Source organism: Pedobacter sp. AC402, assembly GCF_979252805.1.
Genome location: NZ_CEEDAI010000009.1, coordinates 558268 through 583641 on the forward strand (window position 1 = coordinate 558268; position 25374 = coordinate 583641).

28 protein-coding genes and 2 tRNA genes are annotated in these 25374 nt (G+C 37.5%); 17 read left to right on the forward strand and 13 right to left on the reverse strand.

The features are described from left to right. Window positions 1-28 precede the first annotated feature (28 nt). Complete coding sequence (locus AC0IWE_RS13195; protein WP_471793400.1) at window positions 29-1489, reverse strand: S41 family peptidase; 1461 nt, start codon at window positions 1487-1489, stop codon at window positions 29-31. Further along, window positions 1452-1631 (reverse strand): hypothetical protein, encoded by a 180-nt coding sequence (locus tag AC0IWE_RS13200; RefSeq protein WP_471793401.1) that lies wholly within the window; start codon window positions 1629-1631, stop codon window positions 1452-1454. The genes AC0IWE_RS13195 and AC0IWE_RS13200 overlap by 38 nt, the downstream gene beginning before the upstream one ends. Window positions 1632-1918: 287 nt before the next feature. On the opposite strand from AC0IWE_RS13200, the gene AC0IWE_RS13205 reads away from it, so the two are divergent. Both AC0IWE_RS13205 and AC0IWE_RS13210 read left to right on the forward strand, forming a co-directional pair. After that, the gene (locus AC0IWE_RS13205; RefSeq protein ID WP_471793402.1) at window positions 1919-2275 is read left to right on the forward strand and encodes a DUF1801 domain-containing protein; all 357 of its coding nucleotides are present in this window, start codon (window positions 1919-1921) and stop codon (window positions 2273-2275) included. Window positions 2276-2290: 15 nt separating this feature from the next. Next, window positions 2291-2734, forward strand: a complete 444-nt coding sequence (locus AC0IWE_RS13210; RefSeq protein WP_471793403.1) for an SRPBCC domain-containing protein — start codon at window positions 2291-2293, stop codon at window positions 2732-2734. Between the two features lie 91 nt (window positions 2735-2825). Here AC0IWE_RS13210 and AC0IWE_RS13215 read toward each other — a convergent pair. Next, window positions 2826-2898, reverse strand: a tRNA-Phe gene (locus tag AC0IWE_RS13215). A gap of 295 nt (window positions 2899-3193) precedes the next feature. Then, window positions 3194-3266 (reverse strand) — tRNA-Phe (locus tag AC0IWE_RS13220). A 229-nt stretch (window positions 3267-3495) separates the two neighbouring features. Between AC0IWE_RS13220 and AC0IWE_RS13225 the strand changes: the two genes are divergently transcribed. Continuing rightward, window positions 3496-4791 (forward strand): 4Fe-4S dicluster domain-containing protein, encoded by a 1296-nt coding sequence (locus AC0IWE_RS13225; RefSeq protein ID WP_471793404.1) that lies wholly within the window; start codon window positions 3496-3498, stop codon window positions 4789-4791. A gap of 77 nt (window positions 4792-4868) precedes the next feature. After that, a complete protein-coding gene (locus AC0IWE_RS13230; protein WP_471793405.1) occupies window positions 4869-5657 on the forward strand; it encodes a (Fe-S)-binding protein in 789 nt (262 codons plus the stop codon). A gap of 111 nt (window positions 5658-5768) precedes the next feature. On the opposite strand, the gene AC0IWE_RS13235 is transcribed toward AC0IWE_RS13230, so the two are convergent. Further along, window positions 5769-6275 carry a hypothetical protein gene (locus AC0IWE_RS13235; RefSeq protein WP_055914987.1) on the reverse strand — a complete coding sequence of 169 codons (507 nt, stop codon included), beginning with the start codon at window positions 6273-6275 and terminating at the stop codon, window positions 5769-5771. A gap of 50 nt (window positions 6276-6325) precedes the next feature. Here AC0IWE_RS13235 and AC0IWE_RS13240 point away from each other — a divergent pair, with 50 nt between their 5' ends. From AC0IWE_RS13240 to AC0IWE_RS13250, 3 genes are all read left to right on the forward strand, one after another. Further along, window positions 6326-6805 carry an ABC transporter ATPase gene (locus tag AC0IWE_RS13240; protein WP_471793406.1) on the forward strand — a complete coding sequence of 160 codons (480 nt, stop codon included), beginning with the start codon at window positions 6326-6328 and terminating at the stop codon, window positions 6803-6805. Window positions 6806-6810: 5 nt separating this feature from the next. Continuing rightward, window positions 6811-7098, forward strand: coding sequence for a YciI family protein (locus AC0IWE_RS13245; protein WP_471793407.1), 288 nt, complete (start codon window positions 6811-6813; stop codon window positions 7096-7098). 100 nt (window positions 7099-7198) lie between these two features. Further along, window positions 7199-9613, forward strand: a complete 2415-nt coding sequence (locus tag AC0IWE_RS13250; protein ID WP_471793408.1) for an AsmA family protein — start codon at window positions 7199-7201, stop codon at window positions 9611-9613. Between the two features lie 30 nt (window positions 9614-9643). Here the strand turns inward: AC0IWE_RS13250 and mtgA are convergent, their stop codons facing one another. After that, window positions 9644-10372, reverse strand: coding sequence for a monofunctional biosynthetic peptidoglycan transglycosylase (gene mtgA, locus AC0IWE_RS13255; RefSeq protein ID WP_463493057.1), 729 nt, complete (start codon window positions 10370-10372; stop codon window positions 9644-9646). Window positions 10373-10567: 195 nt separating this feature from the next. On the opposite strand from mtgA, the gene AC0IWE_RS13260 reads away from it, so the two are divergent. The 3 genes from AC0IWE_RS13260 to AC0IWE_RS13270 all read left to right on the forward strand — a co-directional run bounded on the left by AC0IWE_RS13260 (window position 10568) and on the right by AC0IWE_RS13270 (window position 13724). Then, a complete protein-coding gene (locus tag AC0IWE_RS13260; protein WP_471793409.1) occupies window positions 10568-11377 on the forward strand; it encodes a 3-keto-disaccharide hydrolase in 810 nt (269 codons plus the stop codon). A gap of 30 nt (window positions 11378-11407) precedes the next feature. Next, window positions 11408-12106, forward strand: coding sequence for an SDR family oxidoreductase (locus tag AC0IWE_RS13265; RefSeq protein ID WP_055915005.1), 699 nt, complete (start codon window positions 11408-11410; stop codon window positions 12104-12106). Window positions 12107-12368: 262 nt separating this feature from the next. After that, window positions 12369-13724 (forward strand): ATP-binding protein, encoded by a 1356-nt coding sequence (locus tag AC0IWE_RS13270; RefSeq protein ID WP_471793410.1) that lies wholly within the window; start codon window positions 12369-12371, stop codon window positions 13722-13724. 82 nt (window positions 13725-13806) lie between these two features. Here AC0IWE_RS13270 and rplI read toward each other — a convergent pair whose 3' ends face one another. The 4 genes from rplI to AC0IWE_RS13290 form a co-directional block, all read right to left on the reverse strand. Then, window positions 13807-14250: a 50S ribosomal protein L9 gene (rplI, locus tag AC0IWE_RS13275; RefSeq protein ID WP_025144599.1), complete on the reverse strand. Its 444-nt coding sequence runs from the start codon at window positions 14248-14250 to the stop codon at window positions 13807-13809. A 12-nt stretch (window positions 14251-14262) separates the two neighbouring features. After that, the gene (gene rpsR / locus AC0IWE_RS13280; protein ID WP_010599582.1) at window positions 14263-14526 is read right to left on the reverse strand and encodes a 30S ribosomal protein S18; all 264 of its coding nucleotides are present in this window, start codon (window positions 14524-14526) and stop codon (window positions 14263-14265) included. Beyond that, the gene (gene rpsF, locus AC0IWE_RS13285) at window positions 14526-14882 is read right to left on the reverse strand and encodes a 30S ribosomal protein S6 (RefSeq protein ID WP_055915007.1); all 357 of its coding nucleotides are present in this window, start codon (window positions 14880-14882) and stop codon (window positions 14526-14528) included. Before rpsF ends, rpsR begins: the two co-directional genes overlap by 1 nt. Before the next feature lie 281 nt (window positions 14883-15163). Further along, on the reverse strand, window positions 15164-15757 hold the full coding sequence (locus AC0IWE_RS13290; RefSeq protein ID WP_463493055.1) for a hypothetical protein: 594 nt from the start codon (window positions 15755-15757) through the stop codon (window positions 15164-15166). 182 nt (window positions 15758-15939) lie between these two features. On the opposite strand from AC0IWE_RS13290, the gene AC0IWE_RS13295 reads away from it, so the two are divergent. The 3 genes from AC0IWE_RS13295 (at window position 15940) to AC0IWE_RS13305 (ending at window position 17565) form a co-directional block, all read left to right on the forward strand. Continuing rightward, complete coding sequence (locus AC0IWE_RS13295) at window positions 15940-16803, forward strand: AraC family transcriptional regulator (protein WP_471793411.1); 864 nt, start codon at window positions 15940-15942, stop codon at window positions 16801-16803. A gap of 7 nt (window positions 16804-16810) precedes the next feature. After that, the gene (locus AC0IWE_RS13300) at window positions 16811-17293 is read left to right on the forward strand and encodes a hypothetical protein (protein ID WP_471793412.1); all 483 of its coding nucleotides are present in this window, start codon (window positions 16811-16813) and stop codon (window positions 17291-17293) included. A 110-nt stretch (window positions 17294-17403) separates the two neighbouring features. Beyond that, entirely contained in the window at window positions 17404-17565 is a 162-nt protein-coding gene (locus AC0IWE_RS13305) for a hypothetical protein (protein ID WP_471793413.1), read from the forward strand. Between the two features lie 5 nt (window positions 17566-17570). Here the strand turns inward: AC0IWE_RS13305 and AC0IWE_RS13310 are convergent, their stop codons facing one another. Next, the gene (locus AC0IWE_RS13310) at window positions 17571-18317 is read right to left on the reverse strand and encodes a DUF3108 domain-containing protein (RefSeq protein ID WP_471793414.1); all 747 of its coding nucleotides are present in this window, start codon (window positions 18315-18317) and stop codon (window positions 17571-17573) included. A gap of 227 nt (window positions 18318-18544) precedes the next feature. On the opposite strand from AC0IWE_RS13310, the gene AC0IWE_RS13315 reads away from it, so the two are divergent. From AC0IWE_RS13315 to AC0IWE_RS13325, 3 genes are all read left to right on the forward strand, one after another. Next, the gene (locus tag AC0IWE_RS13315) at window positions 18545-18823 is read left to right on the forward strand and encodes an AAA family ATPase (RefSeq protein ID WP_471793415.1); all 279 of its coding nucleotides are present in this window, start codon (window positions 18545-18547) and stop codon (window positions 18821-18823) included. Between the two features lie 25 nt (window positions 18824-18848). Beyond that, window positions 18849-19631: a hypothetical protein gene (locus tag AC0IWE_RS13320; protein ID WP_471793416.1), complete on the forward strand. Its 783-nt coding sequence runs from the start codon at window positions 18849-18851 to the stop codon at window positions 19629-19631. A 332-nt stretch (window positions 19632-19963) separates the two neighbouring features. After that, window positions 19964-20278: a hypothetical protein gene (locus AC0IWE_RS13325; protein ID WP_463493051.1), complete on the forward strand. Its 315-nt coding sequence runs from the start codon at window positions 19964-19966 to the stop codon at window positions 20276-20278. A gap of 58 nt (window positions 20279-20336) precedes the next feature. On the opposite strand, the gene AC0IWE_RS13330 is transcribed toward AC0IWE_RS13325, so the two are convergent. Together AC0IWE_RS13330 and AC0IWE_RS13335 are read right to left on the reverse strand one after the other, a co-directional pair. Then, the gene (locus AC0IWE_RS13330; protein ID WP_055915025.1) at window positions 20337-20747 is read right to left on the reverse strand and encodes a hypothetical protein; all 411 of its coding nucleotides are present in this window, start codon (window positions 20745-20747) and stop codon (window positions 20337-20339) included. A 654-nt stretch (window positions 20748-21401) separates the two neighbouring features. Next, entirely contained in the window at window positions 21402-23621 is a 2220-nt protein-coding gene (locus tag AC0IWE_RS13335) for an NADP-dependent isocitrate dehydrogenase (protein ID WP_471793417.1), read from the reverse strand. 542 nt (window positions 23622-24163) lie between these two features. Between AC0IWE_RS13335 and AC0IWE_RS13340 the strand changes: the two genes are divergently transcribed. Then, window positions 24164-25366 (forward strand): ankyrin repeat domain-containing protein, encoded by a 1203-nt coding sequence (locus AC0IWE_RS13340; protein WP_471793418.1) that lies wholly within the window; start codon window positions 24164-24166, stop codon window positions 25364-25366. Window positions 25367-25374 lie beyond the last annotated feature (8 nt).

A 25374-nucleotide genomic window follows, 5' to 3' on the forward strand; every position in this document is an offset into this window, starting at 1 on the left:
AAAAGGGCATTTTTCATTAAAAAAGTAGTTAAAATCTTTTATCAGGTGTCATTATCATACCTTTAAATCCTTTAGGATCTAATTTCTCGTCCACAGCTTTTAATTCTGCTACCGATAATTTTGATGGCATTACTGTTGCAGTAGCACTTAAACTTGCAGTTTTAGCTCCCGTGGTTACAAAATTCCCTGTTTTTGCGTACAGTAATGCATAGGCCAATAAGGTTTCTGTTTCATCACCCCAGGCTTTTGTTAAATCTTCAGAAGATTCTTTATCAACAGTTAAACCCGAATAATAACCACCAACACCAAGCTTATTTTTTGTTTCAAACTCAGGGATATACATATCTAACTTATCTATTCTTATCGGAAAGAAACCAACCGGTTTTCCATAGGTTGTTCTGCCAATAAGTTTAACATCCATTACAGGTTTTAGGCTATTAATCGTTAATTCGCTTGCAGATGCTGTAGACCCAGATACAATAAAATAAATTCTGTTTAAAGCCAGTGATCCTGATTTAGCAAATTTCTCAATATTATCTGCCGATGTGGGAGAATAATTTAAATCCGCATAAGTGGCATACTTTCCATTTACACCAGTAGTAAAAGTTTGTAGTTTACCCGCATCATCAAGCAAAGGCTGGTGTGCCAATATCGAAGCTTTCCGCTGTGCAGTGGTAATCGATTGCAAATAGTTATTGTAATAGGAAGTAAACATTGTATTACCTGTTTCACCTGCAGGGGCAGCTAAATTAATCATTTGGGTTGCAGTAGAAACGTACCCTCCGCCATTATAGCGCAAATCAACAACCAATTCTGTTACGCCCTGTGTTGCAAAACTTGCGAAAGTGGTATTTATTGCTGCCGAAACATTATTGGTAAAACTATTGAAAACGATATAGCCCACCTTTTTTGCATCTACAGTATAAACATGGGTATACAAAATTGGATTGACCGTATAAAATGAACTGGACACAACAGCTGTTTTTGGATTGCCGTTTATATCATTGAACGCCAGCGTAATACTCGGATTTGTACCAAATATAGCAGTATTTAAAAAATTAATTGCATTAGGATAGCTCAGGTCTGTTCGTCCATTAACACCAGTTAACCTGCAACCGCGTGTTAAACCCTGCTGTGCTGCTGGCGAATTTGGATAAACATATTTTACACGCAAATCTGTTTCATTGTTGTACTGTACAGAAAAACCGTAATCATTTGCCGAACCATTTACATCTGCTTTAAGCGCACCCGTTTTACCAGTAGTTGCAGCGCTATAATCAAAAAACGAATACTTGGGCTCCGCAGAATTGCTCACAAATTCATATGGCTTTCCTGTTGATGGATCCGTAGAATATTGTGTCATAGCATACAGCTCCGTTTCGTTTGAGCTGAAGCTGCGCGGTTTAAATACATCATAAGCTGGAAGTGAAGTGTTCCAATAATAAAGTTCCTTACCATATAAAAAGATCGAATCCTTTGTCGAGCTCATCCCTTGTTCCAGATAGAGTAGGCGTTGTAGGAACTACGGGAGCTTCTGGCTCAGGCTCAATACTGCTTTTTTTACAAGCCGTAACCGCAACCAAGCTTAAAAAGCCCAGCATAGCCAAAAGGGTAAATTTATTATTTCTCATAGATTTTTTGTAGTAGTATTATTATTGATATATACGCATTAGCCAACGCTAAAGTTGTTAATCATTCGTATTTGTTTACCAACAAACTAAATTTAATTCAAAATATTGTGTAGTTGAACATATGTAACGTTCAACTAGGTAAATCTACCGATTAAATTACTTTATTCTGAGATAATTATGTTAAAAAACATTAAATTCAAAAAGTCCATATGCCCCCATAACTTGCCGCTTTTACACCCCTCAATTCAATCAAATCATCCGCAAATTTGAAATATAAAATACAGGTTATGAGCATTGCCAAAGTCAATACCTTTATGGATCAGTTGGATCATCCTTTAAAGAAGGAAATGGAAAAGGTGATCAATATCATTACAACTGCTAATCCGGAAATCGAATGCGATATTAAATGGGGCGGACCAAGCTTCAAGTTTAAAGAAGATATGGCCACTGTAAACCCAAAAATAAAAAACTATGTGGTAGTCATTTTTCATAAAGCGTCTTTATTAAATGATGATTTCGGATTTCTCGAAGAACAAACAAAAGGAAAGGCTTACGCTAAGTTTTATTCAATGGCCGATGTGGAGAAACACGAAACTGCTTTGAAAAAAGCTGTAAATGCCTGGGTTAGTTTAATGGAAAACTGATAAAAAAATAAAATCATGGAAAAGATTGAATTCAAAATCACAATTAACGCCACAGCGAAAAAAGTTTGGGAAGTTCTTTTTGGCGCAATAACCTATCCTAAATGGACCGCCGTTTTTGCAGAGGGATCACAGGTAAAAACCGATTGGCAAAAAGGAAGTACAGCACTGTTTCATGATAGTAAGGGGGATGGAATGGTAGCCATTATAGAAGAAAATATCCCCGATAAATATATGTCTATAAAGCACATCGGCGAAATAATGGACGGTAAACAGAAGCTGCATGACTGGGGTGAGTCGCTGGAGAATTACACATTAAATGAAAGAGAAGCTAAAACGGAGCTGATCATTGATATGGGAATCAACAAGGAATGGCTTGAATATTTCGAAAAAACATGGCCAAAAGCATTAGATAAAGTCAAAGAATTAGCCGAAAAACCGGATGACCATATCGAAACTTAAAAAATAACAGGTCCTTTAATAAATGGAAACTTCCTTTTAAGAATAATCCATAAACCAAAAAAGCCTTACATTGCTGTAAGGCTTTTTGAAGTGGTGCCACCTGGATTCGAACCAGGGACACAAGGATTTTCAGTCCTTTGCTCTACCGACTGAGCTATGGCACCCCCTTTTGGGAATGCAAATGTAGTATTCTTTTCATCAAATCCAAAAAAAGCATATCGGTTTTTTTCTTAAAAACAACCGTCAAAGACGCATCTTTTTGACATGCAATAAGATGCGTTGAAAAATATTTTTCTCCATAAATTAATTGGGACAAAAAAAAATTTCTTTACGCATTATGCCTGTATTAATGTAAACGAGAAAAAATTAACTGATCGGTTTAAGCTGTTTTGAACACTATAATCTTAAAAAAAGCCAACAAACCAAAAAAGCCTTACATTTCTGTAAGGCTTTTGGAAGTGGTGCCACCTGGATTCGAACCAGGGACACAAGGATTTTCAGTCCTTTGCTCTACCGACTGAGCTATGGCACCATCCGTTTGGGATTGCAAATGTAGTGTTCTTTTTTCAAAAGCAAAACTTTTTTTCAATTATTTCATTCTGATACTGATTATCAATTAATTAATTTTTTATCATACTAAAAATATGCCTTAACCAATGCTTAGAATGAGTCCAAACAAATAATTTTATATATTTTTTTATGCATGCATAGCAATTTATTTAGATTAATATCCTAATTTAGCGTAAACAATCTAATATTGCATGGTGGCACAGATCCTCTTTCTAGTACTTACACTTGCAGCAATTGCGCTGTTTACAGTAAACCTGCGTAAAATAATTCGCAATATCCGCTTAGGCAAACCGGTCGATCGCAATGATCAGCCACAAAAAAGGCTAATCACAATGCTTCGTGTAGCCTTTGGACAATCAAAAATGGTAGTGCGCCCCATCCCTGCTTTTCTACACTTTTTTGTTTACATCGGCTTTGTAATCATTAACCTTGAAGTGCTTGAAATTATGATCGATGGACTTTTTGGCACACACCGCATTTTTAATGGGTTAGGCGGTTTATATAACTTTTTAATCGGTTCTTTCGAAATACTTGCCTTTACCGTTTGGGTTTCCTGCGTTATTTTCCTGATCCGCAGAAATATCATTAAACTTAAGCGCTTTAGTGGTGTAGAGATGAAAAGCTGGCCAAAATCTGATGCGAATTACATTTTAATTACTGAGATTTTATTAATGAGTGCGTTTTTGCTCATGAATGCGGCAGATGCCAAACTGCAACTCCTTGGAGCCAGCCATTATATTAGCGCAGGTGCCTTTCCGGTGAGTCAGTATTTAATGAACATCCTGCCTTCAACTGAAAGTGCATTGATCATTGTGGAACGCAGCTGTTGGTGGTTTCACATCATCGGAATTTTAGCATTCTTAAACTATCTTCCCTACTCCAAACATTTTCACATCCTGTTCGCTTTCCCGAATACGTATTTTTCCAATTTGGAACCTAAAGGTGAATTTACCAATATGGCTTCAGTTACCAATGAGGTGAAAGCGATGCTCGATCCATCTTTTGTTCCGGCAGAAACTGAGCCTGGTAAATTCGGTGCAAAGGATGTAACCGATTTAAGCTGGGTAAATTTAATGAATGCTTATACCTGTACCGAATGTGGTAGATGTACATCTGTATGCCCTGCAAACATCACTGGCAAACTTTTATCGCCAAGGAAAATCATGATGGATACCCGCGACCGCATTACAGAAGTTGGCAAAAACATTGACAAACACGGGACTGAACATCAGGATGGAAAATCTTTATTGGACGATTACATCAGCAGAGAGGAAATATGGGCTTGTACCAGCTGTAATGCATGCGTAGAAGCCTGCCCGGTAAATATAGATCCTTTACAAATAATAATGGAGCTTCGCCGCTTTGCAGTGATGGAAGAATCGCAGGCACCTGCAAGCATCAATGCCATGTTGGGGAATATAGAAAATAACCAGGCACCCTGGAAATACTCACCGGCCGACCGCTTTAACTGGGCACAGGAAAGTTAACAAAAACAGTTTTCAGTTGGCATTGAATTAAAATAATAATTACATCAGGCTTAAACCTGATACTAGATAATACAACAATGGAATTTAAAGTACCTACAATGGCCGAATTAATGGCCGCAGGTGAAGAACCGGAAATATTATTTTGGGTTGGATGTGCAGGAAGTTACGATGAACGGGCGCAGAAAATTACCCGCGACATTTGTAAAATCCTTCATCATGTAGGTATAAAATATGCTGTTTTAGGAACCGAAGAGAGCTGTACTGGCGATCCCGCGAAAAGAGCAGGGAACGAATTTCTTTTCCAGATGCAGGCCATGACGAACATTGAGGTTTTGAATGCCTATAACATTAAAAAAATAGTAACCGGCTGTCCGCATTGCTTCAATACCATCAAAAATGAATACCCCGGCTTAGGTGGCTCTTACCAGGTGATTCATCATACGCAATTGATACAGGATTTAATTAACCAAGGAAAGCTTAAAGCCGAGGGTGGCGAAAGCTTCAAAGGTAAAAAAATCACCTATCACGATCCATGTTATTTAGGTCGCGGGAACGGAATTTATGAAGCTCCACGGAAAGCCCTGGAAGTTTTGGATGCACAGCTTGTAGAAATGAAACGTTGCAAAAGCAACGGTTTATGCTGTGGTGCAGGTGGCGCACAAATGTTTAAAGAACCGGAAAAAGGAAAAAAAGATATCAATGTTGAACGTATCGATGAAGCTTTAGAAACCAATCCACAGTTTATTGCAGCAGGATGCCCATTTTGCATGACCATGCTGAGCGACGGTATCAAATTAAAAGATAAGGAACAGGAAGTTAAGGTACTGGATATTGCAGAAATTACCGCACGGGCAAATGGGTTGTAAATAATTTTTCACTAAAATTCCTCTATGGTTTCGTCGTTTTGAGCGGAGTGGAAGGTAGTCGAAGAATCTCCATTAGGCGATGGCCACAGTTGAGAGGATGATTAGCCGCAATTAATCATCAGATTTTACTTCTGCTTTAGACACTTCAGCCGGCGGTAGCTTTGTAATATTTTCCAGGTTATTACGAATCTGATTCAATTCTTCCGCTTCCATATTTTTTACCGGTATAATGATCTGCGTAGCCATCGAATCTACATCACCTCCCCTATCTTTATAGGTCTGCACAATCACATCGTCTCCTTTGGTACGGATATACAGTTTACCTGAATTTGTTGTTCCATAATAATCCATATCTTTAAACTTAGCGAGCTTGAACGCGAAATATTCAGTTTTACCGTTATTAAAATAACGCTTATAACGGCAAAACCCATTGTTGGTAACATTAAGTTCATAACGTTTTACCTGGCTATTTTCCTGACTGGTATCGTAGTGATCGGTAAATGATTTTTGTAGAAAACTGGTGTATTGCTCCATAGAAGCCGGATCGGAAAAAGCACATAAAAACACACAAAAAGCCGAAATAAGGGATATTTTCAAGCAGAGTGTAAACTTTTTCATCAGGTTGGCGTTTTAAACACACCAATTTAATTAAAATCATAAATTTGTATATGAGTTTTTCTCCACAATCAAGAGTTTGGATATACCAAAGCGATCGAAAGTTTACTTCAACCGAAGAAAATGAGATCATAAACAAGTTATCATCTTTTACCAACCAATGGAAGGCGCATGGTAATGAACTGCTGGCTAAAGCAGAAATCCGTTATGGTTTTTTTATTATCCTGATTGTTGACGAAAGCAAGGCCGGTGTTACAGGTTGCTCTATCGATAGCTCTGTAAAGTTGATCAAAGAAATTGAGCAGGAATATCATGTCGATCTTTTTAACCGTTTCAATATGGCTTATAAAGTAAATGGCGAGGTTGTGGTTAACAGTAAAGAGGATTTTGAAACCTTGGTGAATATTAAACAGGTTACTCCAGAAACAATTGTATTTAACAATATGGTTCAAAATTTGGCAGAACTTGAAAGCAAGTGGGAAGTTCCATTTCAAAACAGTTGGCATGCTACTGTTTTTGCACATTTACTTTAATAATTATGTTCATTGTAGACCTTAAATATATCGTTCCACTTGAAGAGTTGGATGAACACATGAAAGCCCATGTGCAATATTTAAAGAAGTATTATGATAAAAACATTTTTATGGCTTCCGGCCGCAAAGTGCCACGGACCGGTGGCATAATCTTAGCCCTCGCTAAAGATGAAGATGCATTAAAAAAAATTCTGATGGAAGATCCCTTTTACAAGCACCGATTGGCCGATTTTACCATTACCCAGTTTTTAACCTCGCAATACCATCCTGATCTTGAAAGCCTCTTGGGCTAACCAATCGTAAAACGTATAGTGCTAATGCAGATTATTTTTAGTTCAGCACCAAACAATTAGCGCGCAAAAAACATTATATTGGTTAACTCAACTAATGTGTATGAAGCGCTGGCTCAAAATCTCTTTAAAAATCCTATCGGTTTTTGTTATCCTGATTATATTGACCTGGTTGGCAGGCGCATTTTACATTAGCAGAAATAAAAAGGAAGTACTCGCCTCCATCCTATCCCAGCTGAATAAAAACCTGAACGGAAAAATTACCGCAACGAGTATGGAACCCACGCTTTTGAAAAGTTTTCCGGGAGTTTCGGTATCATTAAACGGGGTTTTATTGAGAGACAGTTTATGGGCACAACATAAGCACGATCTATTGAAAGCGCAGGATATAGATGTATCCTTAAATGTACTTTCGCTTATTGTAGGCAACATTAACATTAAACAGATAGCCATCAACAATGCGGATATATACATCTACACTGATACTACAGGGTATAGCAATACCAGTATTTTTAAAAGTAAACCCAAAACAGAAGAGAAATCAAGCTCCAAATCATCTGCACTGGAAATCAAGAAAATAGATTTTAATAAAGTAAACCTGGTATTGGATAACAAAAAACGCTTTAAACTCTTTAATTTCAACATCGATCAGATCCAGGGTAGAATGGAGTATCCGGATAGCGGCTGGACAGGTAAAATTAAACTGTCCACGAAGGTAAATAGTTTCGCATTTAATACACGAAAGGGCAGCTTTTTGAAAGATAAAACCTTAAGCGGAACGCTCAAGGCACATTATAGTCGTGATTTGGATGCTGTTATATTGAGCCCTGAAATCCTGAATATAGACAACCATCCTTTCAAAATCGGTGCTAAAATTGAACTTGACAAGTCTGCATTCGCAATCAGCATCGCTGTGGATGATATATTGTTCAAAGACGTTGCTTTACTTTTATCCCCTAATATTTCTTCTAAATTGTTGAAATTCGGAATCGAAAAACCGGTAAACATCCGAGGCAATATTGTTGATGACGGTTCAGGGAAATATGGCGATCCTTTGATTAAGGTGGGGATAACAGTGCGGAATAATATCGTTTCAATTCCAGCGGGTAAATTAACAGACTGCAATTTTGATGGATCTTTTACCAACAGGGATACCGTTGGTGGTGTTATCGGGGATGAAAACTCGTCCATTAAGTTTCACAGGCTTACCGCAAAATACTTTAATGCACCGCTCAAAATCGATACTTTTACCGTTAATAATCTCTCGCGACCAATTGCCACCGGATTGGTTACTTCACAGTTTCCACTATCGAACCTTAACAATTCACTGGGTACGAATGACTTTGAATTTAAAAACGGAACCGCAAACCTAAGGTTATATTGCAAAGCCGATATTGATAATTTCAGGTTTACAAAGCCTGTTGTTTCAGGAAAAATAGCAATTGCAGATGCTGATATATTGTATATTCCCAGAAAGCTCCATTTGGTAAAAAGTGCCCTGAATATTAATTTCAACCAAAATGATTTATCAATACAGAACGGGCATTTCCAGCTGGGCAAAAGCGAGCTGAATGTAAGCTGTAGTATTGCCAATTTTGCCAACCTTTATTACACTGCTCCTGAAAAAATATTGGTTAACCTGAAAATGTCGAGTCCACAATTGTACCTGAAAGAATTTTTACCTTTTTTAGGTCCAAGAACTGCAAAAAAAACACAGTCAGGTGGAAATAAAAAGGTGGTTTCCAAAGAACTGAGCAATGTACTCGAAGTTTCGAAAATGAATATCCGCTTAACGGTCGATAAAGCCATTTACAATAATTTCCTAGCTAAAAACCTCGATGCAGACATCTCTTTACGTGGTGGCGGCATATTCTTTAATAAGATAAGTGTGGCCCATGCCGGCGGACAACTATCTTTAGACGGGAATATTATGCAGGAATCTGCCTCAAATAGTTTTAAGATCAATTCAAAGATTAGCCATGTGAGCGTTAAAGACTTCTTCTATTCCTTTGATAATTTCGGACAGAATACCATCACAAACAAAAATTTAAAAGGTTACCTGTCCTCGCTGGTTAACATTTCCGGCAAAATATCCCATACCGGAAAAATTCTTCCCAGATCAATCAATGGCAAAGTGGTTTTCAATCTGAACAACGCAGCACTGGTTAATTTTGATCCAATGGTTAAAGTTGGAAAGTTTGCTTTTGCAAACCGGAATTTATCAAATGTTGAAATTAAAAACCTGGATGGAACACTCACTATTAAAGGCGATAAAGTAGAAATCAGTCCGATGCTGGTAAATTCCAGCGCATTAAATTTTAATGTAAAAGGTACATATGCGCTGGGCGTGGGTACAAACGTAGCCATGGATATTCCGCTGAGAAACCCTAAAGGAGATGAAAATCTGACCAAAGCAGAAAAACGGGAAGCCCGAATGCGCGGTATCGTACTGCATTTAAAAGCTGTTGATGATGATAAAGGCGGAATAAAGATCAGATGGAATAAAGACCACGATTAATCAATTATTCACTGATTCACAATTCAATCATTAAAAATCAAGCGGTCCGAGCCTGTTCATATTTCTAAGAATGAGATACTGGCGGTGCCTGATGTACGGAGTTGCATTCTTTGGTGTCCACCTTCTTGGGTTTGGAAAACAGGAAGCGATTAATGCAGCTTGCTTTTTGGTTAATTTGGTACACGATTTACCATAATACTCCTGTGCAGCAGCCTCGGCACCGTAAATGCCATCGCCCATCTCGATAACATTTAAGTAAACCTCTAAAATTCTTTCTTTACTCCAAAAAATCTCGATCAATAGCGTAAAATAGGCTTCAAATCCTTTCCTGATCCATGATCTGCCAGGCCATAAAAAAACATTTTTAGCAGTTTGTTGTGAAATAGTACTTCCACCCTTTACTTTTTTACCTTTTGCGTTGCTGGCGAAAGCTTTTTCGATGGCCTTCATATCAAAACCGATATGCTTTAAAAAGAGTTGATCTTCTGCTGATACCGCTGCCCGTTTCATGTTATCAGACATATCCTCGAACTTTACCCACTTTTTTTCAGTTTTAAACGGCTTTCCGTCGGCCTTGCGCTCAATGTTGCGCAATACCATTAAAAGCGTAATTGGCGGATTGATAAAACGCAACGCAATTACCCAAAATACAGAAACCAGCAAAAAATATAAAAATACCTTTGTGGCAATGTTGGTAATCCTTTTAAGGAGGGGATGTTTTGTCTTATTTTTGGTTTTGCTTGTCCGGGTTTTCGCCATGGGGCAAAGGTAATTAAAGCGGTGGAAGATGGGAAGTACCGGAGCGGTGAATGATAAAAAAAATATTTAAAGCAACCAGAAATAAAACGCTCCTGCAAAATTATCGTTGTAAACCCTTAATTCAAATTAAAATCACTTTGTTTATGTATTTTGTGATTCAGATTTTCAAACTGACCCCAAAAAAAAATCAACCAAATGAAAAAACTATTTTACCTCATTCTTGCTGTTACTTTATGGAGCTGCAGTACAAGCAAAAATATCACCAACAGATCAGAAAAATGGATAACACTTTTTAACGGAAAAGACATTAAAGACTGGAATGTAAAAATTCACCACCACGATTACAACGTAAATTTTGGAAATACTTTTAGGGTGGAAAACGGAATAATACAGGTTCGTTATGATCAATACGGTGATTTTAACGATCAGTTCGGCCATCTTTATTATAAAACACCTTTTTCATATTATCACCTCAAATTAAAATACCGTTTTGTTGGCGAACTGCAAAAAGGTGCTCCAAGTTATACTTTACGCAACAGCGGGCTAATGTTTCACTCCCAAGATCCGAAAACAATGCCCAAGGAGCAGGATTGGCCAATTTCGATTGAAATGCAGTTTTTAGGAGGTTTGAGTGATGGAAGGCCCCGCCCTACCGGAAACATGTGCTCACCTGGAACTGATATTTTTTATCAGGGTAAATTATACGACGGCCATTGCCTTGATTCAAAATCCAAAACCTATGACGGCGATCAGTGGGTATCAGCAGAGCTAATTGTTATGGGCGATTCTCTGGTTACACACATTATCAACGGAGATACTGTTTTACAATACAGCAAACCTCAAATTGGCGGAGGTGTGGCCAACCGTTACGATCCTAAAATAAAGATTGATGGTAAAGCGCTTAAGCAGGGTTTCATTGCCTTGCAAAGTGAAGGTCAGCCTGTCGATTTTAAGGATATCCAGATTATGGAACTTCCTCACCAGGGCAACAAAAAATCTAATTAAACATTTTTCGATATCATACGTTACAAGAGCATGAAAGTTGCACTAATTACAGGAGGAAGTAAGGGAATCGGTTTTGGTATTGCCGAAGCCCTCCTAAAAAACGGTTACAAGGTAGCCATAACCAGCAGAACAATTGCAAGCGCAAATGAAGCCGCATCTCATCTTGTAGCTCATGGCGATGTATTGGCCATTGAGGCAGATGTTGCCAATTTCACTTCTCAGCAGGAAGCAGTTAACCTAATTCTGGAAAAATGGGGCCAGTTAGATGTACTCATCGCCAATGCTGGTATAGGTCATTTTGCGCCTATTGATGAATTAAGTATTGATTTATGGAAGGAAACCATTGATACGAACCTAACAGGTGTTTTTTACAGCATCAAGGCTACGGTTGATGAAATTAAAAGAACAAACGGACATATCTTTACCATTTCAAGCTTGGCAGGAACAAACTTTTTTGCCGGTGGATCGGCCTACAATGCCAGTAAGTTTGGTTTAACAGGTTTTACCCAATCGGTGATGCTTGATTTAAGGAAATATGGTGTAAAGGTAAGTACAATTATGCCGGGTTCGGTAGCAAGCCATTTCAATGATCATCAACCCGATTCAGAAAACGACGCCTGGAAAATTCAGCCGGAGGATATGGGCAAACTTATTGTTGATTTATTGGCTATGCCAGCCCGAACATTGCCTAGTAAGGTAGAAATCAGGCCAACAACGCCTAAAGGCTAACTGAAGGATAATTTTCTATACAGCTTATTCATTGAACTTGCGGGGATTTATTATTTCCGCAAGTTATTGTTTTCATTACTGCATCAATTTAATATTGACTTAAGTTTTGCAAATTCCATCAACTCAACATCAAATGCCCTGACTTTGTTACAAGATTAAAGCAAATATGCCCTGACTTTGTTACAAGATTTGTTAAAATATGCCCTGACTTTGTTACAAAAAAACTATATATTTGGGTTGACTTTGTTACAAAACATAAATAATGGCGTTTAAACGATCCCTTGAAGAAAATTTAATTCAATGGAAAAGGAGCACAAAAAGGAAACCTCTAATTATTCGAGGGGCACGTCAGGTAGGAAAAACTACACTGATAAAAAATTTTGCAAAAAACTATCCTAATGCTATTTTTCTTAATCTAGAGAAACCTGCGCACCGTCAATTTTTTGATGATTTTGACGATGTTCAAAGTATTGTTGAAGCACTACTCCTGGGGCATGGGATTCAATCGGATAAGGTTGCTGACACTTTGCTCTTTATTGATGAAATTCAGGAATGTGCAAAAGCAATACAAATGCTCAGATATTTTTACGAAGAAATCCCTGAACTGCATGTAATAAGTGCAGGGTCGCTTTTGGAGTTTGTATTGCATAAGGTAAAAAGTTTTCCGGTTGGCAGGGTTGAATTTTTATATTTATATCCGTTAAATTTTCAAGAATATCTTCAAGCTAACCAAAAAGATGATTTGTTGAAATATCTCTTTCAAACACCTGTAAAAGCAGTTGCGCATAAATTATTATTAAAAGCTTTTCATAGATATGCCATTATTGGAGGTATGCCAGAAATAATAAAAACCGATTTGGAAGAACATAATCTCTCAGATCTGCCTGTCGTTTATGAAAGCATCTGGGCAACTTACCAAAATGATATAGAAAAATACACGCAAAACGACACAGCGAGAAGAACGATTAATCACATCATGGGAACAGCCCACTTTTTTCTGGATAAACGTATTATTTTTCAAGGTTTCGGCAACTCAAATTATAAATCGAGAGAAGTTGGAGAAGCTTTTAGAATATTAGACGATGCAAAAATTATCCGGTTGATATATCCATCTACCAATACTGAAGTTCCAATCATTCCTGATTTAAAAAAATCACCAAGACTACAATTTTTAGATACAGGATTAGTCAACTATACTTTGGGTATTCAGGGAGAAATGCTTGCTTTAGATGATTTAAGTTCAGCGTATAAAGGTGCTGTTATTCCACATTTGTTTACTCAGGAACTGATATCAGTAGAACGAATATCTTCTCATAAACCTAACTTTTGGGTAAGAGAGAAAAAACAGTCTGATGCAGAGGTTGATTTAATTTATGCCTATAAAAAAATTGTAATACCGATTGAAATAAAATCGGGAAGTACAGGAAGCTTACGATCTCTTCATCAATTCATCGATATTTCAGATCATCCATTTGCCATTAGGGTGTATGGAGGTGACTTTAAGCTAGAAAAAACAATTACGCCTGCAGGTAAGCCGTATCTTTTGTTAAACCTTCCATACTATCTTGGTACACGTATAGGAGAATATGTTTCTTGGCTAACAGAACAAACCTTATAACACCATCCTAAATTCTATTTATTAGATCATAAAAAAAGTCCCGATTTGCATCGGGACTTTTAATTGATTCGTTAAAGAATGCTTATTCAGCAATTACTTCGAAAGGAACCTGAACTTTAACTTCTTTGTGTAAGTTTAAGTTAGCAACATATTCGCCAACAAATTTTGGTTCAGTTTCGAAAGTAATACGACGACGGTCTACATCAAAGCCTTGTGCTTTTAATGCTTCAGCAATCTGGATGGTATTAACCGCTCCAAAGATTTTTCCGCTTTCGCCAGCTTTAGCACCGATAGAAAGTTTAACATCAGTTAAACGCTCAGCAACACCTTCAGCATCTTTCTTAATTTTATCTTGTTTGAAAGCAGCTTGCTTTAAGTTTTCTGCTAAAACTTTTTTAGCAGAAGAAGTAGCCAATGCTCCAAATCCTTGAGGGATTAAATAGTTACGGCCATAACCTGGCTTTACTGTAACTACATCATCTTTCTCACCAAGGCCTTTAATATCTTGTTTTAAAATAATTTCCATATCTCTAGCCTCCTATTTTAATTGATCAGCAACGAAAGGTAACAAACCGATATGACGGGCACGTTTAACTGCCTGAGCCACTTTACGTTGGAATTTTAACGAAGTACCAGTTAAACGGCGTGGTAATAATTTACCTTGATCGTTAATAAATTTCAACAAGAAATTTGCATCCTTGTAATCGATGTATTTAATTCCGTTTTTCTTGAAACGGCAATATTTTTTACGGTTATCCTCTACTTTAGGGGCGGTTACGTATTGTATTTGTTCTCTTGCCATTACGCTGCAACCTCCTTAGTTTTTTTGTTAAAAGCACCACTACGCTTTTTCTCATTGTAAGCAATAGCGTGTTTGTCTAAACGGATTGTTAAGAAACGTAATACACGCTCATCGCGTTTTAATTCAAGCTCTAATTTTGCGATCAACTCACCTGAAGATTTGTATTCAGTTAAGCTGAAGAATCCGTTTGATTTTTTCTCAATTGGATACGCTAATTTTCTCAAACCCCAATTATCCTCTTGGACAATTTCGGCTCCATTATCAACAAGAACTGCTTTATATTTGGCTAATGCCTCTTTAGCAACTTCTTCTGATAACAAAGGGGTTAGAACGATAACAGTTTCGTACTGATTCATTGTTATAAATTATGTTTTTAATTTTTTAATCCCGAGGTATATTACGGGGATGCAAAAGTAACAATATATTTCTTAAAATCAAATGATTAATAAGATTTTATACCGAAAGAAATACTATTGGCCAGGAATGATGAGAGATAACCTAAGCGAATAGGTAAATTAAAGAATCGCAGTTGAGATATGTTAATATACAATGTCTCAAATCTTACATTCAACCACCTTAAATAAAAAAAGGGAGACTATCTATCCGACAATCTCCCAACATCAATTAGCTGTATTGTTTAATAAGTTTGAATCGTTTTAACAAAACTTTCATCTTTAAACTTAACCACAAAGGTTAATTCTTTTGAATCTGTTTTACTGATATTGAATTTTTTGGTCAACTGTGCTTTGTCTTTAAACACTTCGTTGTAAACCTCATCATTGTACTCGTTGTATACTTTAACTTCGATCGGGTTTTTATCCAGGTTATCCAGGTTAAGCGTAATCACCTGATCATTTTGAGTGTAAACAGGTTTAAAGATATTTGATAATTTTGGCTCAGATACAATTGCCTCACCATTTTTAATTGTTACTGTGTATTTGGCCAATTTTACATCCGACTCTACTTTAAGCACGTAGTTTCCGTCAGGAAGCGCATTTAAATCATAAATTTTGCTTGAAGCAGCCGAAGCATGAATCTTTTCTTCAAACAGAACTTCTTCATCTGAACCAATAAGTGATAAATTTACATCCTCTGCTTTATCTACAGAAAAACGGATATATTTATCTTTTTCACCTTTTACTTTTAAAGTAAAATTATCATCGTTAGCGTGAACACCCGTAGCAGTAAAAAATAAGGCTGCTATTAAACCGATTTTTAAGAACTTTTTCATAACCAATATTTTTAAAGAGTTAATCATTATATGATGGTACTAAGGTATAGAGGCAACTGAAATATAGATGATTGCATATTTTCCACTTTCTATGCTATATTACCCGCAATACATCACTATTTTGCCATAAATTAGAATGAAGCATATTTTTTCCTTATTTTAGTAAGATAAATTATAAAACAATGAAGCCAAGTTTCGAAGTGGTAGAGCCTTCTTTCGGAAGTTCGTTCTACTATTCTAAATATGTAGAAAATGCCAACAACATGGCGCATCTCTGGCATTACCATCCCGAAATAGAAATGGTTTTTGTAAATGGCGGGGCCGGGAAGCGGCAGATCGGTAGCCATGTTTCATACTATACAGAGGGTGACCTGATTTTAATCGGCAGCAACCTTCCTCATTGTGGTTTTACCGATACCAATACCGGGAACAAAAACGAAACCGTAATCCAGATGAAACCTGATTTTTTGGGCTCCGCTTTTTTAGGTCTGCAAGAAATTAAGGGAATCCAGGAATTGTTTGACAAATCAAAGGCGGGCATTGCTTTTGGCAGCGGTACCAAAAGTGCAGTTGGGGATAAAATTGAATTGATGGACGACCGAGTTCCATTTGAAAGGCTTTTAACGCTGCTGAGTGTATTAAAGGAACTTGAAAACGCCAAAGACTATAAAATTTTAAATGCCGATGGGTTCTCCATGGAAATGCAGGTGCAGGATAATGACCGCATTAATATGATTTTCAATTATGTAAAAGATCATTTTCAAGACCAGATCAGTTTACAGCACGTTGCCGAAATGTCGAGCATGACAGTGCCATCATTTTGCCGCTATTTTAAAAAAATTACCAAAAAAACCTTCACGCATTTTGTAAACGAGTACCGTGTGGTGCATGCTTCTAAGCTTCTGGCTGAAAAACCCATTAGCATTGCAAATATTTCTTACGAGAGCGGTTTTAACAATTTTAGTCATTTTAATAAATTGTTTAAAGAGTTCACCGGTAAAAGTGCATCAGAATACAGACATGAATTAAAATCAGTAATCAAATAAATAAAATATGAAAACGCTCTTTTTATTGTTATTATCTAATCTAATCGGCATAACGTTATATGCCCAATATGTAGAAATCAATCTGGTAAACTGCAAAATAAGTGATTCGGAACAGAAGAAAATAGAAAAACTGATTGCTTACGAGCGGATGTTCTGCAACGAAATTTTCGAAACCAGAGAAAATATCTCGGTACCGGTTAAAATAAATCTCTATGGAAAATCAAAGGATTACCGTGTAGAAAAAAGCAAGTACAATGCACCGTCAACCACTGGTTTTTATATTCCGGCAATAAACCAGGCCTTTATTATGAAAAGTGGCGATTTTATCCCCGTGGCATTGCATGAGGCCAGTCATAGTATTTTCCAGTATAATTATCAAAAAGCACCTAAATGGTTAAATGAAGGACTTGCCGAGTTTTTTGAAACCCTGGATTTTGACAGTGAAGGAAATTTATATTCTTACCCGCAGAGCAACCGGATTAAAGTATAAAGTCGGGTTTAGCTTATAAGGATACCGAGCGGTTAAAAACGTTTTTCAGGATTTATGATGGTGCTTTTTACGGGCATGGGATTGATGACAACTACAATACCGCATACAGTATGATCTATTATTTTGTTAAAAATAAAAGAACTGCAGCATTAAAAAACATCATTAAGTTAACTTCACAGGGTTATGATACCGAAAAAGCGATAGCACTCACTTACGGGAGTTTTGATGCATTTGATGCAAGCTATAAACAGTTTTATAACTTGCATTATTAAAAAAATCAGTATTGCTTAACCTTTATACGGTAGTTACCCTTATAATATTCTTTCATTTTAATCACCTCTTTCGATTTTTCGGTTAGCCAGAAAATGGCATAGCTGTCTTTACTGTAATTAATTTTAAGCAGCCAGCAATTAACTGATGCATCTGCATTCAATTTTAAATTATCCTTACCAGTTACTACATAGCGATGATAAGTTGCTGATTTTTCGTTGGGGTCAAAAAAGGAAATATCAAATTGCTGGCCAACTTTTTTAATTGGCAATAACGCATAAGTTTCTAAATCCTGCTCCCACGAAATGATCGGAATATCCAATTTAACAGGCCCTTTCTTAATTGCATCATTATTTTTCACGGTATCAGATGGCTGCATTATGCCAGTTTTATAATCGTAGGCAAAAACACCTCTGCGTTTATAATTGGCATAATGATAAATTGGCGCAAGCGTCTTTTTATCACAGATATTGGTTATTGTGGCCAAAAGTGAATCACCATGAAGCCATTTCCAACCAAATTCTACAACTTCATTTTTATCTCTCTTTTTAAAAGCAATTGTTCTTTCCCATAAATCTCCAACAGTACGTTTGGTTTCTAAAGAATCAGCCATATAAACCAGGTAGCTGTTTTTTCCTTCTTTCAGATTGCTCATCACCAGTTTATGGTTTTGAGCATTTATGGTGTCAACCTGTGCCATCAAAGTGCCCGAAAAAGACAACAACATTGCGCTAATAAAAATTAATATTCTCATTTATAAAGTTTTACGGCTAGATTAATTTTAGCCTTGAATGTTACGCAATCTTTTGTAAATCATTTCAGTATTCCAACTTTTCCACATTCCAACTTTTCAATCTTACAACACCTAAATTTTTCCTATTTTCGTGCCGATGGAAAATTTTATTGTTTCTGCCCGTAAATACCGCCCAGCCACCTTCGAAACCGTAGTTGGCCAGCAGCATATTACAGGTACGCTGAAAAATGCCATCAAAAACAATCAGCTTGCGCCAGGCATTTTTATTTTGCGGTCCGCGTGGTGTGGGTAAAACAACCTGTGCCCGTATCCTGGCAAAAACCATAAACTGTACCAACCCTACAGCAGAGATGGAAGCATGCGGGCAATGCGACAACTGTCTTTCTTTCCAGAACGGACATTCTTTCAATGTGCACGAATTAGATGCGGCATCAAACAACTCTGTTGATGATATCCGTAGTTTAATTGAGGCAGGTACGCATACCGCCACAAGCGGGGAAATATAAAATCTATATTATTGACGAGGTTCACATGTTATCGCAAAGTGCATTTAATGCCTTTCTGAAAACTTTGGAAGAACCGCCTTCTTATGCCATTTTTATATTGGCTACTACGGAGAAACATAAAATCCTGCCGACTATTTTATCGCGTTGTCAGATTTTTGATTTCAACCGTATTCAGGTAGAAGATATTGCCAATCACCTATCAACCATTGCCCAGCGCGAAAATATCGCATTTGAAAGTGATGGTTTACATATCATTGCTCAAAAAGCAGATGGCGGTTTGCGTGATGCACTTTCGATGTTTGATCAGATTGCCAGTTATGCCAATAAGAATATTACTTATAAGGCGGTAATCGATAACCTGAACATTCTTGATTACGATTACTTTTTTAAACTTACCTCTTATTTAACCGCCGCAGAAGTTAGCCAAACCTTACTTTTGTTTGATGAGATTCTGAATAACGGTTTTGATGGTAATAATTTTATCAATGGCCTGGCTTCTCACTTCCGTAATTTATTGGTGGGTAAAGATGCATCAACCATTAAACTTTTAGAGGTTAGCGAAAATATTAAGCAAAAATATCTTGATCAGTGCCGGCAAACAGAACTTTCGTTCCTTTTAACTGCCTTAAACCTGGCCAATACCTGCGATTTAAATTATAAAAACTCTAAAAACCAACGTTTACAGGTAGAACTGGCATTAATTAAAATGTGCCATATCCGGTCTGTCGTCAATTTAGCACAACAACCTTTAAATACGAGTAACACAGCAACTGACGGAGATCAGGATAAAAAAAAACTAATGTCGTAGCCGGGCAGGTTGAAACACCAAAGCCAAAAGCAGAAGGCGAAACCATTGCTGCTACGCCTACTCCAATAGCTAAAAATCCGGTTGCAGCCAGCATTGCTATAGCAGATAAAGCGAAAGAAACACCAAGGGTTAGTCCTCCACCATCTGCCACCTCCATTAGCATTAATATCCCAAAGGCAAATGCGATAAGCTCACTTATTCCTTCATTAAATGATCTGGAACGTGTAGCCCAGGGTGATGATGATGACGGACCTAAAAAAGTTACCGGCGATGCCAGAGAACCATTCAGTTACGACCGTTTACTGGAAGTTTGGAATGCCTTTACCCAAAAGATGAAGGCTACCGATCGGATTAATCTATTTACCATTTTAAATAATTTTGCCCCAACGCTTTTAAACCCCGAACTGATCGAAATTTCTGTTGAAAGCAAAACTCAGGAACACCTTGTGCAGCAAGAATCTGTAGAGCTGTTAAATTTCTTGAGGAATGAACTCCGCAATTTCGGTGTAGAAGTTACTTACAAACTAATGGAACGCAAAATTGAAAACAGGCTTTACGGTAATCGCGAAAAGTACGATTACCTGGTAAATAAAAACCCTAAGCTTGATGAATTGCGCAGAAGGTTTAATCTAGATATTAATCCGTAGTCAATTTTGCGTTATCAGCTTTAATTCCTAAGAGAATTTAGTTTAAATATTGATATGCCTAGTTAATTTCAGGGGTATCGTTAATAGGATAACCTTCCTCATCCAAATCATCGCGGTTATCTTCAGGTGTGCGGGCAAGAATTTCATCTTCAGGACTTAATTTTACACTTTCGCCATTATCCACATGCATACCCAACTCTTCTAAATTATCTTCAGCAACTTCTTCATCGCGTGCGTATTCATCACCAATGTAAGGGTTAGCTTCATCATAAGTAGAATCGTCATCTTTGGCACCAGCTGCTACCGTTTCATATCCCATCGGATGATCGTAATCTTCATCCGTACCTTTCACATCAAGTTCGTAACTCTGTTTATTCTCATCGTAAGAAAGGTTTTCCTTATTTATTTCGCTGTTTTCTGTAGTGCTGTGTATTTTATCCTGCGATCCTTTATTCTCGTTAATTTCCATGATATATATCTCCTTTAATTTATAGTGATATAACAAAAGGATTTAGATAAGGTTTGTTTGGCAATTAACAATACTAAAATTAAGGTGAATGCTACATGAAACTTGTCGATCTTAATCTGGCTGTGGAGGTTTTAGATTGTTTTTGAAGTACTTCTTTAGTTTAGATGGATAGATTTATTAATTGTTATATCATTTGGGCGTGCCCCAAGCTGCGCAAGGGTCGGGCTATACACTACAAGTCCTCGCCCGATGAATCCCGATTTAATATCGGGAGGGCTGTGGGCTTTCCGTTGCTATCCCTCACGCAGCAAAGCGTCTAAAAATTACTATCTTGAAAGTACATCATTCTGCTATCGGTCTGTGGGGAAACAGACCGAGGGATACGTCAACGCAAATAGTACCTTCTGGGCCAATCCACCTAAACCCGATCAAAGCGGGATGCTCCCGATTCTTCATCGGAAGCAGAAGCGGGACTGCTGCAACCCAAATGCTTCTGTATCCGCTTTCCAAATGCAATCAACTCGCTAACAAATAGCTATTAAAGCTGAAAAACCCATCATAAAAAAAGCGCCCTGATTTTTAAATCAGGACGCTAAATATTTCAAGAGTTGTCAAGCTTCCATGCCAGAAGCATATTAAAGTTGACGACTCAGCTTATAAACTAGCCAAAGAAGTATTTAAGGTTTCACTAGGGCGCATTGCCTTGCTTGCCAATTCATCATTAGGGTTGTAATAACCGCCAATGTTTTGAGGCTTACCTTGCGAACCGATTAATTCTTCATTGATTTTCGCTTCGTTTTCCAATAGCGTTTTAGCCAATGGCGCAAATCTAGCTTGTAAATCAGCATCCTTGGTTTGCGCTGCTAATGCTTCAGCCCAGTATAAAGCCAAATAGAAATGAGAACCACGGTTATCGATAGTACCTAACTTTCTGCCCGGAGATTTATCTGTTGCCAAGAATTTTGCATTAGCCTCATCTAAAGCATCGGCCAATACCTGCGCTTTTGCATTATTTTGTGTTTGAGACAAGTGCTCTAAAGAAGCCTGAAGGGCAAGGAATTCTCCTAACGAATCCCAACGTAAATAACCTTCTTCAATAAACTGCTCAATATGTTTTGGGGCAGAACCACCGGCACCGGTTTCAAACAAACCACCGCCATTCATTAAAGGAACAATAGAGAGCATTTTAGCAGATGTTCCCAGCTCTAAAATCGGAAATAAATCTGTCAAATAATCACGCAGTACGTTACCTGTAACCGAAATGGTATCCAAACCTTTACGGATACGCTCCAAAGTAAATTTGGTAGCTTCTATCGGTGCAAGAATACGGATATCTAAACCAGTAGTATCATGATCTTTTAAGTAAGTATTTACTTTAGCGATGATTTCTCTGTCGTGCGCTCTATTTTCATCTAACCAGAAAACGGCCGGAGTTTCAGATAAACGTGCCCTGTTAACAGCCAGTTTAACCCAATCCTGAATTGGAGCATCTTTGGTTTGGCACATGCGGAAAATATCGCCTTTTTCTACCTTTTGATCAAAAAATACTTTACCATCAGCATCAGTTACACGGATTGTTCCTGAACCAGCTGCCTGAAAAGTTTTATCATGCGAACCATATTCTTCAGCTTTCTGGGCCATTAAACCAACATTTGGCACCGATCCTATTGTGGTTACATCAAAAGCACCATGCGCTTTACAATCATCAATGGTTGCGGTATAAACACCAGCGTAAGAACGGTCTGGAATTAATGCGATGGTATCCTGCGCTTTACCTTCTTTGTTCCACATCTGACCCGAGGTACGGATCATTGCCGGCATAGATGCATCAACAATCACATCACTTGGTACATGCAGGTTGGTAATTCCCTTATCAGAGTTTACCATCGCTAAAGCCGGTCCGTTTGCAATAGCCTGCGCTAAAGCAGCTTCAACTTCTGCCTGTTTTTCGTTACCGGCAATTTTTGCATAAACATCACCTAAGCCGTTACGGGTATCAATGTTTAGTGCTGCGAAAAGATCAGCATATTTAGCAAAAACATCTGCAAAGTAAACTTCTACAATGGCTCCGAAAATTATCGGATCAGAAACTTTCATCATCGTAGCCTTTAAGTGTGCAGATAATAAAACGCCTTCAGCTTTTGCTTCAGCAATTTCTTTTGTTACAAAAGTTTTTAATGCCGATAAACTCAATGCAGAGCTATCAATCACCTCTCCTGCTTTTAATGGCGATAAACCTTTTAATTCGGTTACCATACCATCTTCAGCTACAAACTCAATTTTAAACTGACCTGCTTCTGCAACTGTTGTAGATTTTTCTGAACCATAAAAATCTCCTTCAGTCATACTGGCCACTTTCGTTTTCGAATCAGCCGACCATTTACCCATTGAATGTGGGTTTTGTTTAGCGTAATTTTTAACTGCTTTAGGTGCTCTACGGTCTGAGTTACCCTCACGTAAAACTGGGTTTACAGCCGAGCCTAAAACTTTTGCATATTTAGTTTTAATTGCTTTTTCTTCGTCGCTCTGCGCATTATCAGGATAATTTGGAATAGCAAAACCCTGTGCTTGTAATTCTGTAATGGCACCAACCAATTGTGGAATGGAAGCCGAGATATTTGGTAATTTAATAATGTTTGCTTCCGGAGTGGTAGCCAATGCACCAAGCTCTCCCAAAGCGTCACCAATTTTTTGATCGTCTTTTAAATACTCAGGAAAGTTTGCCAAAATTCTTCCTGCTAAAGAAATATCTCTGGTTTCTACATCAATACCAGCTGATGCGGTAAAAGCTTGTACGATAGGTAAAAGTGAATAGGTTGCCAACATTGGCGCCTCATCGGTTTTGGTGTAGATAATTTTTGATGTATTTGACATATTATATTGATTTTGCTTATTAAGGTTAACTATTCAACCGGTTTTAAAGTTTGCAAACCGGTATTTTTAAAATCGCCTAAAGATAAAATAATCGAATGAATTAAGGAACATCACAATGTTATTTATGATAAGCATAGTAGCAGAAAAATGATCCAGATAGAAACTAACCGATGCAATACCACAATTACTCACAAAAAATAAGAAAAGATCATATCCTATTGTGATTACAACAGAAATTGATTCATTAATATGATTTTTAGCTGCCCATGGCAGGAAGCTATTATGACCCTCATGATTTGTCGCTGCCCACGGCAGGAAGCTTTCCTGACCCTCATGATCTGCCGCTGCCCACGGCAGGGAGCTTTCATGACCCTCATGATCTGCCGCTGCCCATGGCGCGAAACTTTCATGACTTCATTATCTGTTGCCACCTATGGCGCGAAGTTTTCAGCATAAACAGACCTTACCCGCTTCATATTTTGGCTAAACTTTTGTAGGATCAAAAGCTTACATATCTATCTATTTTAAATTTTTTACTTGAAATGACCGAACCTACCCTAGATCAGCAGTTAAACGCCCGCAAATTCGAAGAGGCAAAAACACTGATGCAAAACGGCGAAAAGCTCCCTAAAAACATCCAAGAACATCAAAAATCATCTATTTTGGATAACCTCTTAAGAGAGAAACAATACGAAATCCTCAACATGATGGTAAAAGATAAAACCATCGAAACCGATATCTACGAATTCGATAATTTTGACAAAAGTGTTTTCCAGAGTATCGTCCGCAATCTAGGTGATAACGAAGATGATATCACATTTTTTAACGAATTTATTACGCATTTCGATAATTTAAATGATGAAGTAAATGCCAAAACATTATTAGGTTATCTGCTCGAAAATGGTGTAAGTTTAGCTGTAATTAAAGCGGCAATCAATGCGGGTTGTAGTACAGGTTTTAAAAATAATGCAGAAGAAAATTATCTCCATCAGGTAGTGAAAAGCAGCATTCGCAGGTACAACCTTAGTGATGAACAAATCACCGATCTACTAAAAGGTTATATTGATATCCTGATTAATGAAGGTGTAGACATTAATGAAGGCAATGTGGTACAGGAAACACCACTGATTGCTGCTATAAAATTTAACAAGAAAAATTTAATTGAACATTTGCTCGAAAATGGTGCCGATCCTAACCATACCGATAACGATGGTAATTCTGCTTTCTTTTATGCGGTGGCCCATTCGCAAAGCGAAAATATTTATGATATGCTACGAAATTCCGCTTCACCGGATTTCGACCAGATCAATAAAAATGGAGTAAGCCTGCTGTTCGAATATACAAGGATGATAGCGAACAGTGAAAGCAGTATTAATTTTCTAAAAAAACTGGTTGAGGATGGTGCAGATTTATACCAAACCAGTAAATGGTACAGCGCAGATAAAACACCATTGGATTTAATTGCCGAAAAACAGGCAGATGTATTGCAAGTTTTATTGGGAACCGGCCAGATAGATGTAAATAGAAGAGATGACCAGGGCAATACGCTACTGCATAAAGTTTGCGCCTATAATGTAAATTACGAAGCGGAAAAAGCCAGGGAAACGTACCGGAAAGTAAAGCTCCTAATTGAAAACGGTGCGGATGTTACTTTATCAAACGACAAGGATGAAACGGCTTTAATGCTTGCATCTGATGATAACCTGAAAATAAAAACTGTTGAACTGCTCATGAAACAATCTTAATATATGTC

Coding starts and splice junctions, on each gene's coding strand:
- AC0IWE_RS13195 (WP_471793400.1), bottom strand. CDS start 1,489: ATGAGCTCGACAAAGGATTCGATCTTTTTATATGGTAAGGAACTTTAT.
- AC0IWE_RS13200 (WP_471793401.1), bottom strand. CDS start 1,631: ATGAGAAATAATAAATTTACCCTTTTGGCTATGCTGGGCTTTTTAAGC.
- AC0IWE_RS13205 (WP_471793402.1), top strand. CDS start 1,919: ATGAGCATTGCCAAAGTCAATACCTTTATGGATCAGTTGGATCATCCT.
- AC0IWE_RS13210 (WP_471793403.1), top strand. CDS start 2,291: ATGGAAAAGATTGAATTCAAAATCACAATTAACGCCACAGCGAAAAAA.
- AC0IWE_RS13225 (WP_471793404.1), top strand. CDS start 3,496: ATGGTGGCACAGATCCTCTTTCTAGTACTTACACTTGCAGCAATTGCG.
- AC0IWE_RS13230 (WP_471793405.1), top strand. CDS start 4,869: ATGGAATTTAAAGTACCTACAATGGCCGAATTAATGGCCGCAGGTGAA.
- AC0IWE_RS13235 (WP_055914987.1), bottom strand. CDS start 6,275: ATGAAAAAGTTTACACTCTGCTTGAAAATATCCCTTATTTCGGCTTTT.
- AC0IWE_RS13240 (WP_471793406.1), top strand. CDS start 6,326: ATGAGTTTTTCTCCACAATCAAGAGTTTGGATATACCAAAGCGATCGA.
- AC0IWE_RS13245 (WP_471793407.1), top strand. CDS start 6,811: ATGTTCATTGTAGACCTTAAATATATCGTTCCACTTGAAGAGTTGGAT.
- AC0IWE_RS13250 (WP_471793408.1), top strand. CDS start 7,199: ATGAAGCGCTGGCTCAAAATCTCTTTAAAAATCCTATCGGTTTTTGTT.
- mtgA (WP_463493057.1), bottom strand. CDS start 10,372: ATGGCGAAAACCCGGACAAGCAAAACCAAAAATAAGACAAAACATCCC.
- AC0IWE_RS13260 (WP_471793409.1), top strand. CDS start 10,568: ATGAAAAAACTATTTTACCTCATTCTTGCTGTTACTTTATGGAGCTGC.
- AC0IWE_RS13265 (WP_055915005.1), top strand. CDS start 11,408: ATGAAAGTTGCACTAATTACAGGAGGAAGTAAGGGAATCGGTTTTGGT.
- AC0IWE_RS13270 (WP_471793410.1), top strand. CDS start 12,369: ATGGCGTTTAAACGATCCCTTGAAGAAAATTTAATTCAATGGAAAAGG.
- rplI (WP_025144599.1), bottom strand. CDS start 14,250: ATGGAAATTATTTTAAAACAAGATATTAAAGGCCTTGGTGAGAAAGAT.
- rpsR (WP_010599582.1), bottom strand. CDS start 14,526: ATGGCAAGAGAACAAATACAATACGTAACCGCCCCTAAAGTAGAGGAT.
- rpsF (WP_055915007.1), bottom strand. CDS start 14,882: ATGAATCAGTACGAAACTGTTATCGTTCTAACCCCTTTGTTATCAGAA.
- AC0IWE_RS13290 (WP_463493055.1), bottom strand. CDS start 15,757: ATGAAAAAGTTCTTAAAAATCGGTTTAATAGCAGCCTTATTTTTTACT.
- AC0IWE_RS13295 (WP_471793411.1), top strand. CDS start 15,940: ATGAAGCCAAGTTTCGAAGTGGTAGAGCCTTCTTTCGGAAGTTCGTTC.
- AC0IWE_RS13300 (WP_471793412.1), top strand. CDS start 16,811: ATGAAAACGCTCTTTTTATTGTTATTATCTAATCTAATCGGCATAACG.
- AC0IWE_RS13305 (WP_471793413.1), top strand. CDS start 17,404: ATGATCTATTATTTTGTTAAAAATAAAAGAACTGCAGCATTAAAAAAC.
- AC0IWE_RS13310 (WP_471793414.1), bottom strand. CDS start 18,317: ATGAGAATATTAATTTTTATTAGCGCAATGTTGTTGTCTTTTTCGGGC.
- AC0IWE_RS13315 (WP_471793415.1), top strand. CDS start 18,545: ATGCCATCAAAAACAATCAGCTTGCGCCAGGCATTTTTATTTTGCGGT.
- AC0IWE_RS13320 (WP_471793416.1), top strand. CDS start 18,849: ATGTTATCGCAAAGTGCATTTAATGCCTTTCTGAAAACTTTGGAAGAA.
- AC0IWE_RS13325 (WP_463493051.1), top strand. CDS start 19,964: ATGAAGGCTACCGATCGGATTAATCTATTTACCATTTTAAATAATTTT.
- AC0IWE_RS13330 (WP_055915025.1), bottom strand. CDS start 20,747: ATGGAAATTAACGAGAATAAAGGATCGCAGGATAAAATACACAGCACT.
- AC0IWE_RS13335 (WP_471793417.1), bottom strand. CDS start 23,621: ATGTCAAATACATCAAAAATTATCTACACCAAAACCGATGAGGCGCCA.
- AC0IWE_RS13340 (WP_471793418.1), top strand. CDS start 24,164: ATGACCGAACCTACCCTAGATCAGCAGTTAAACGCCCGCAAATTCGAA.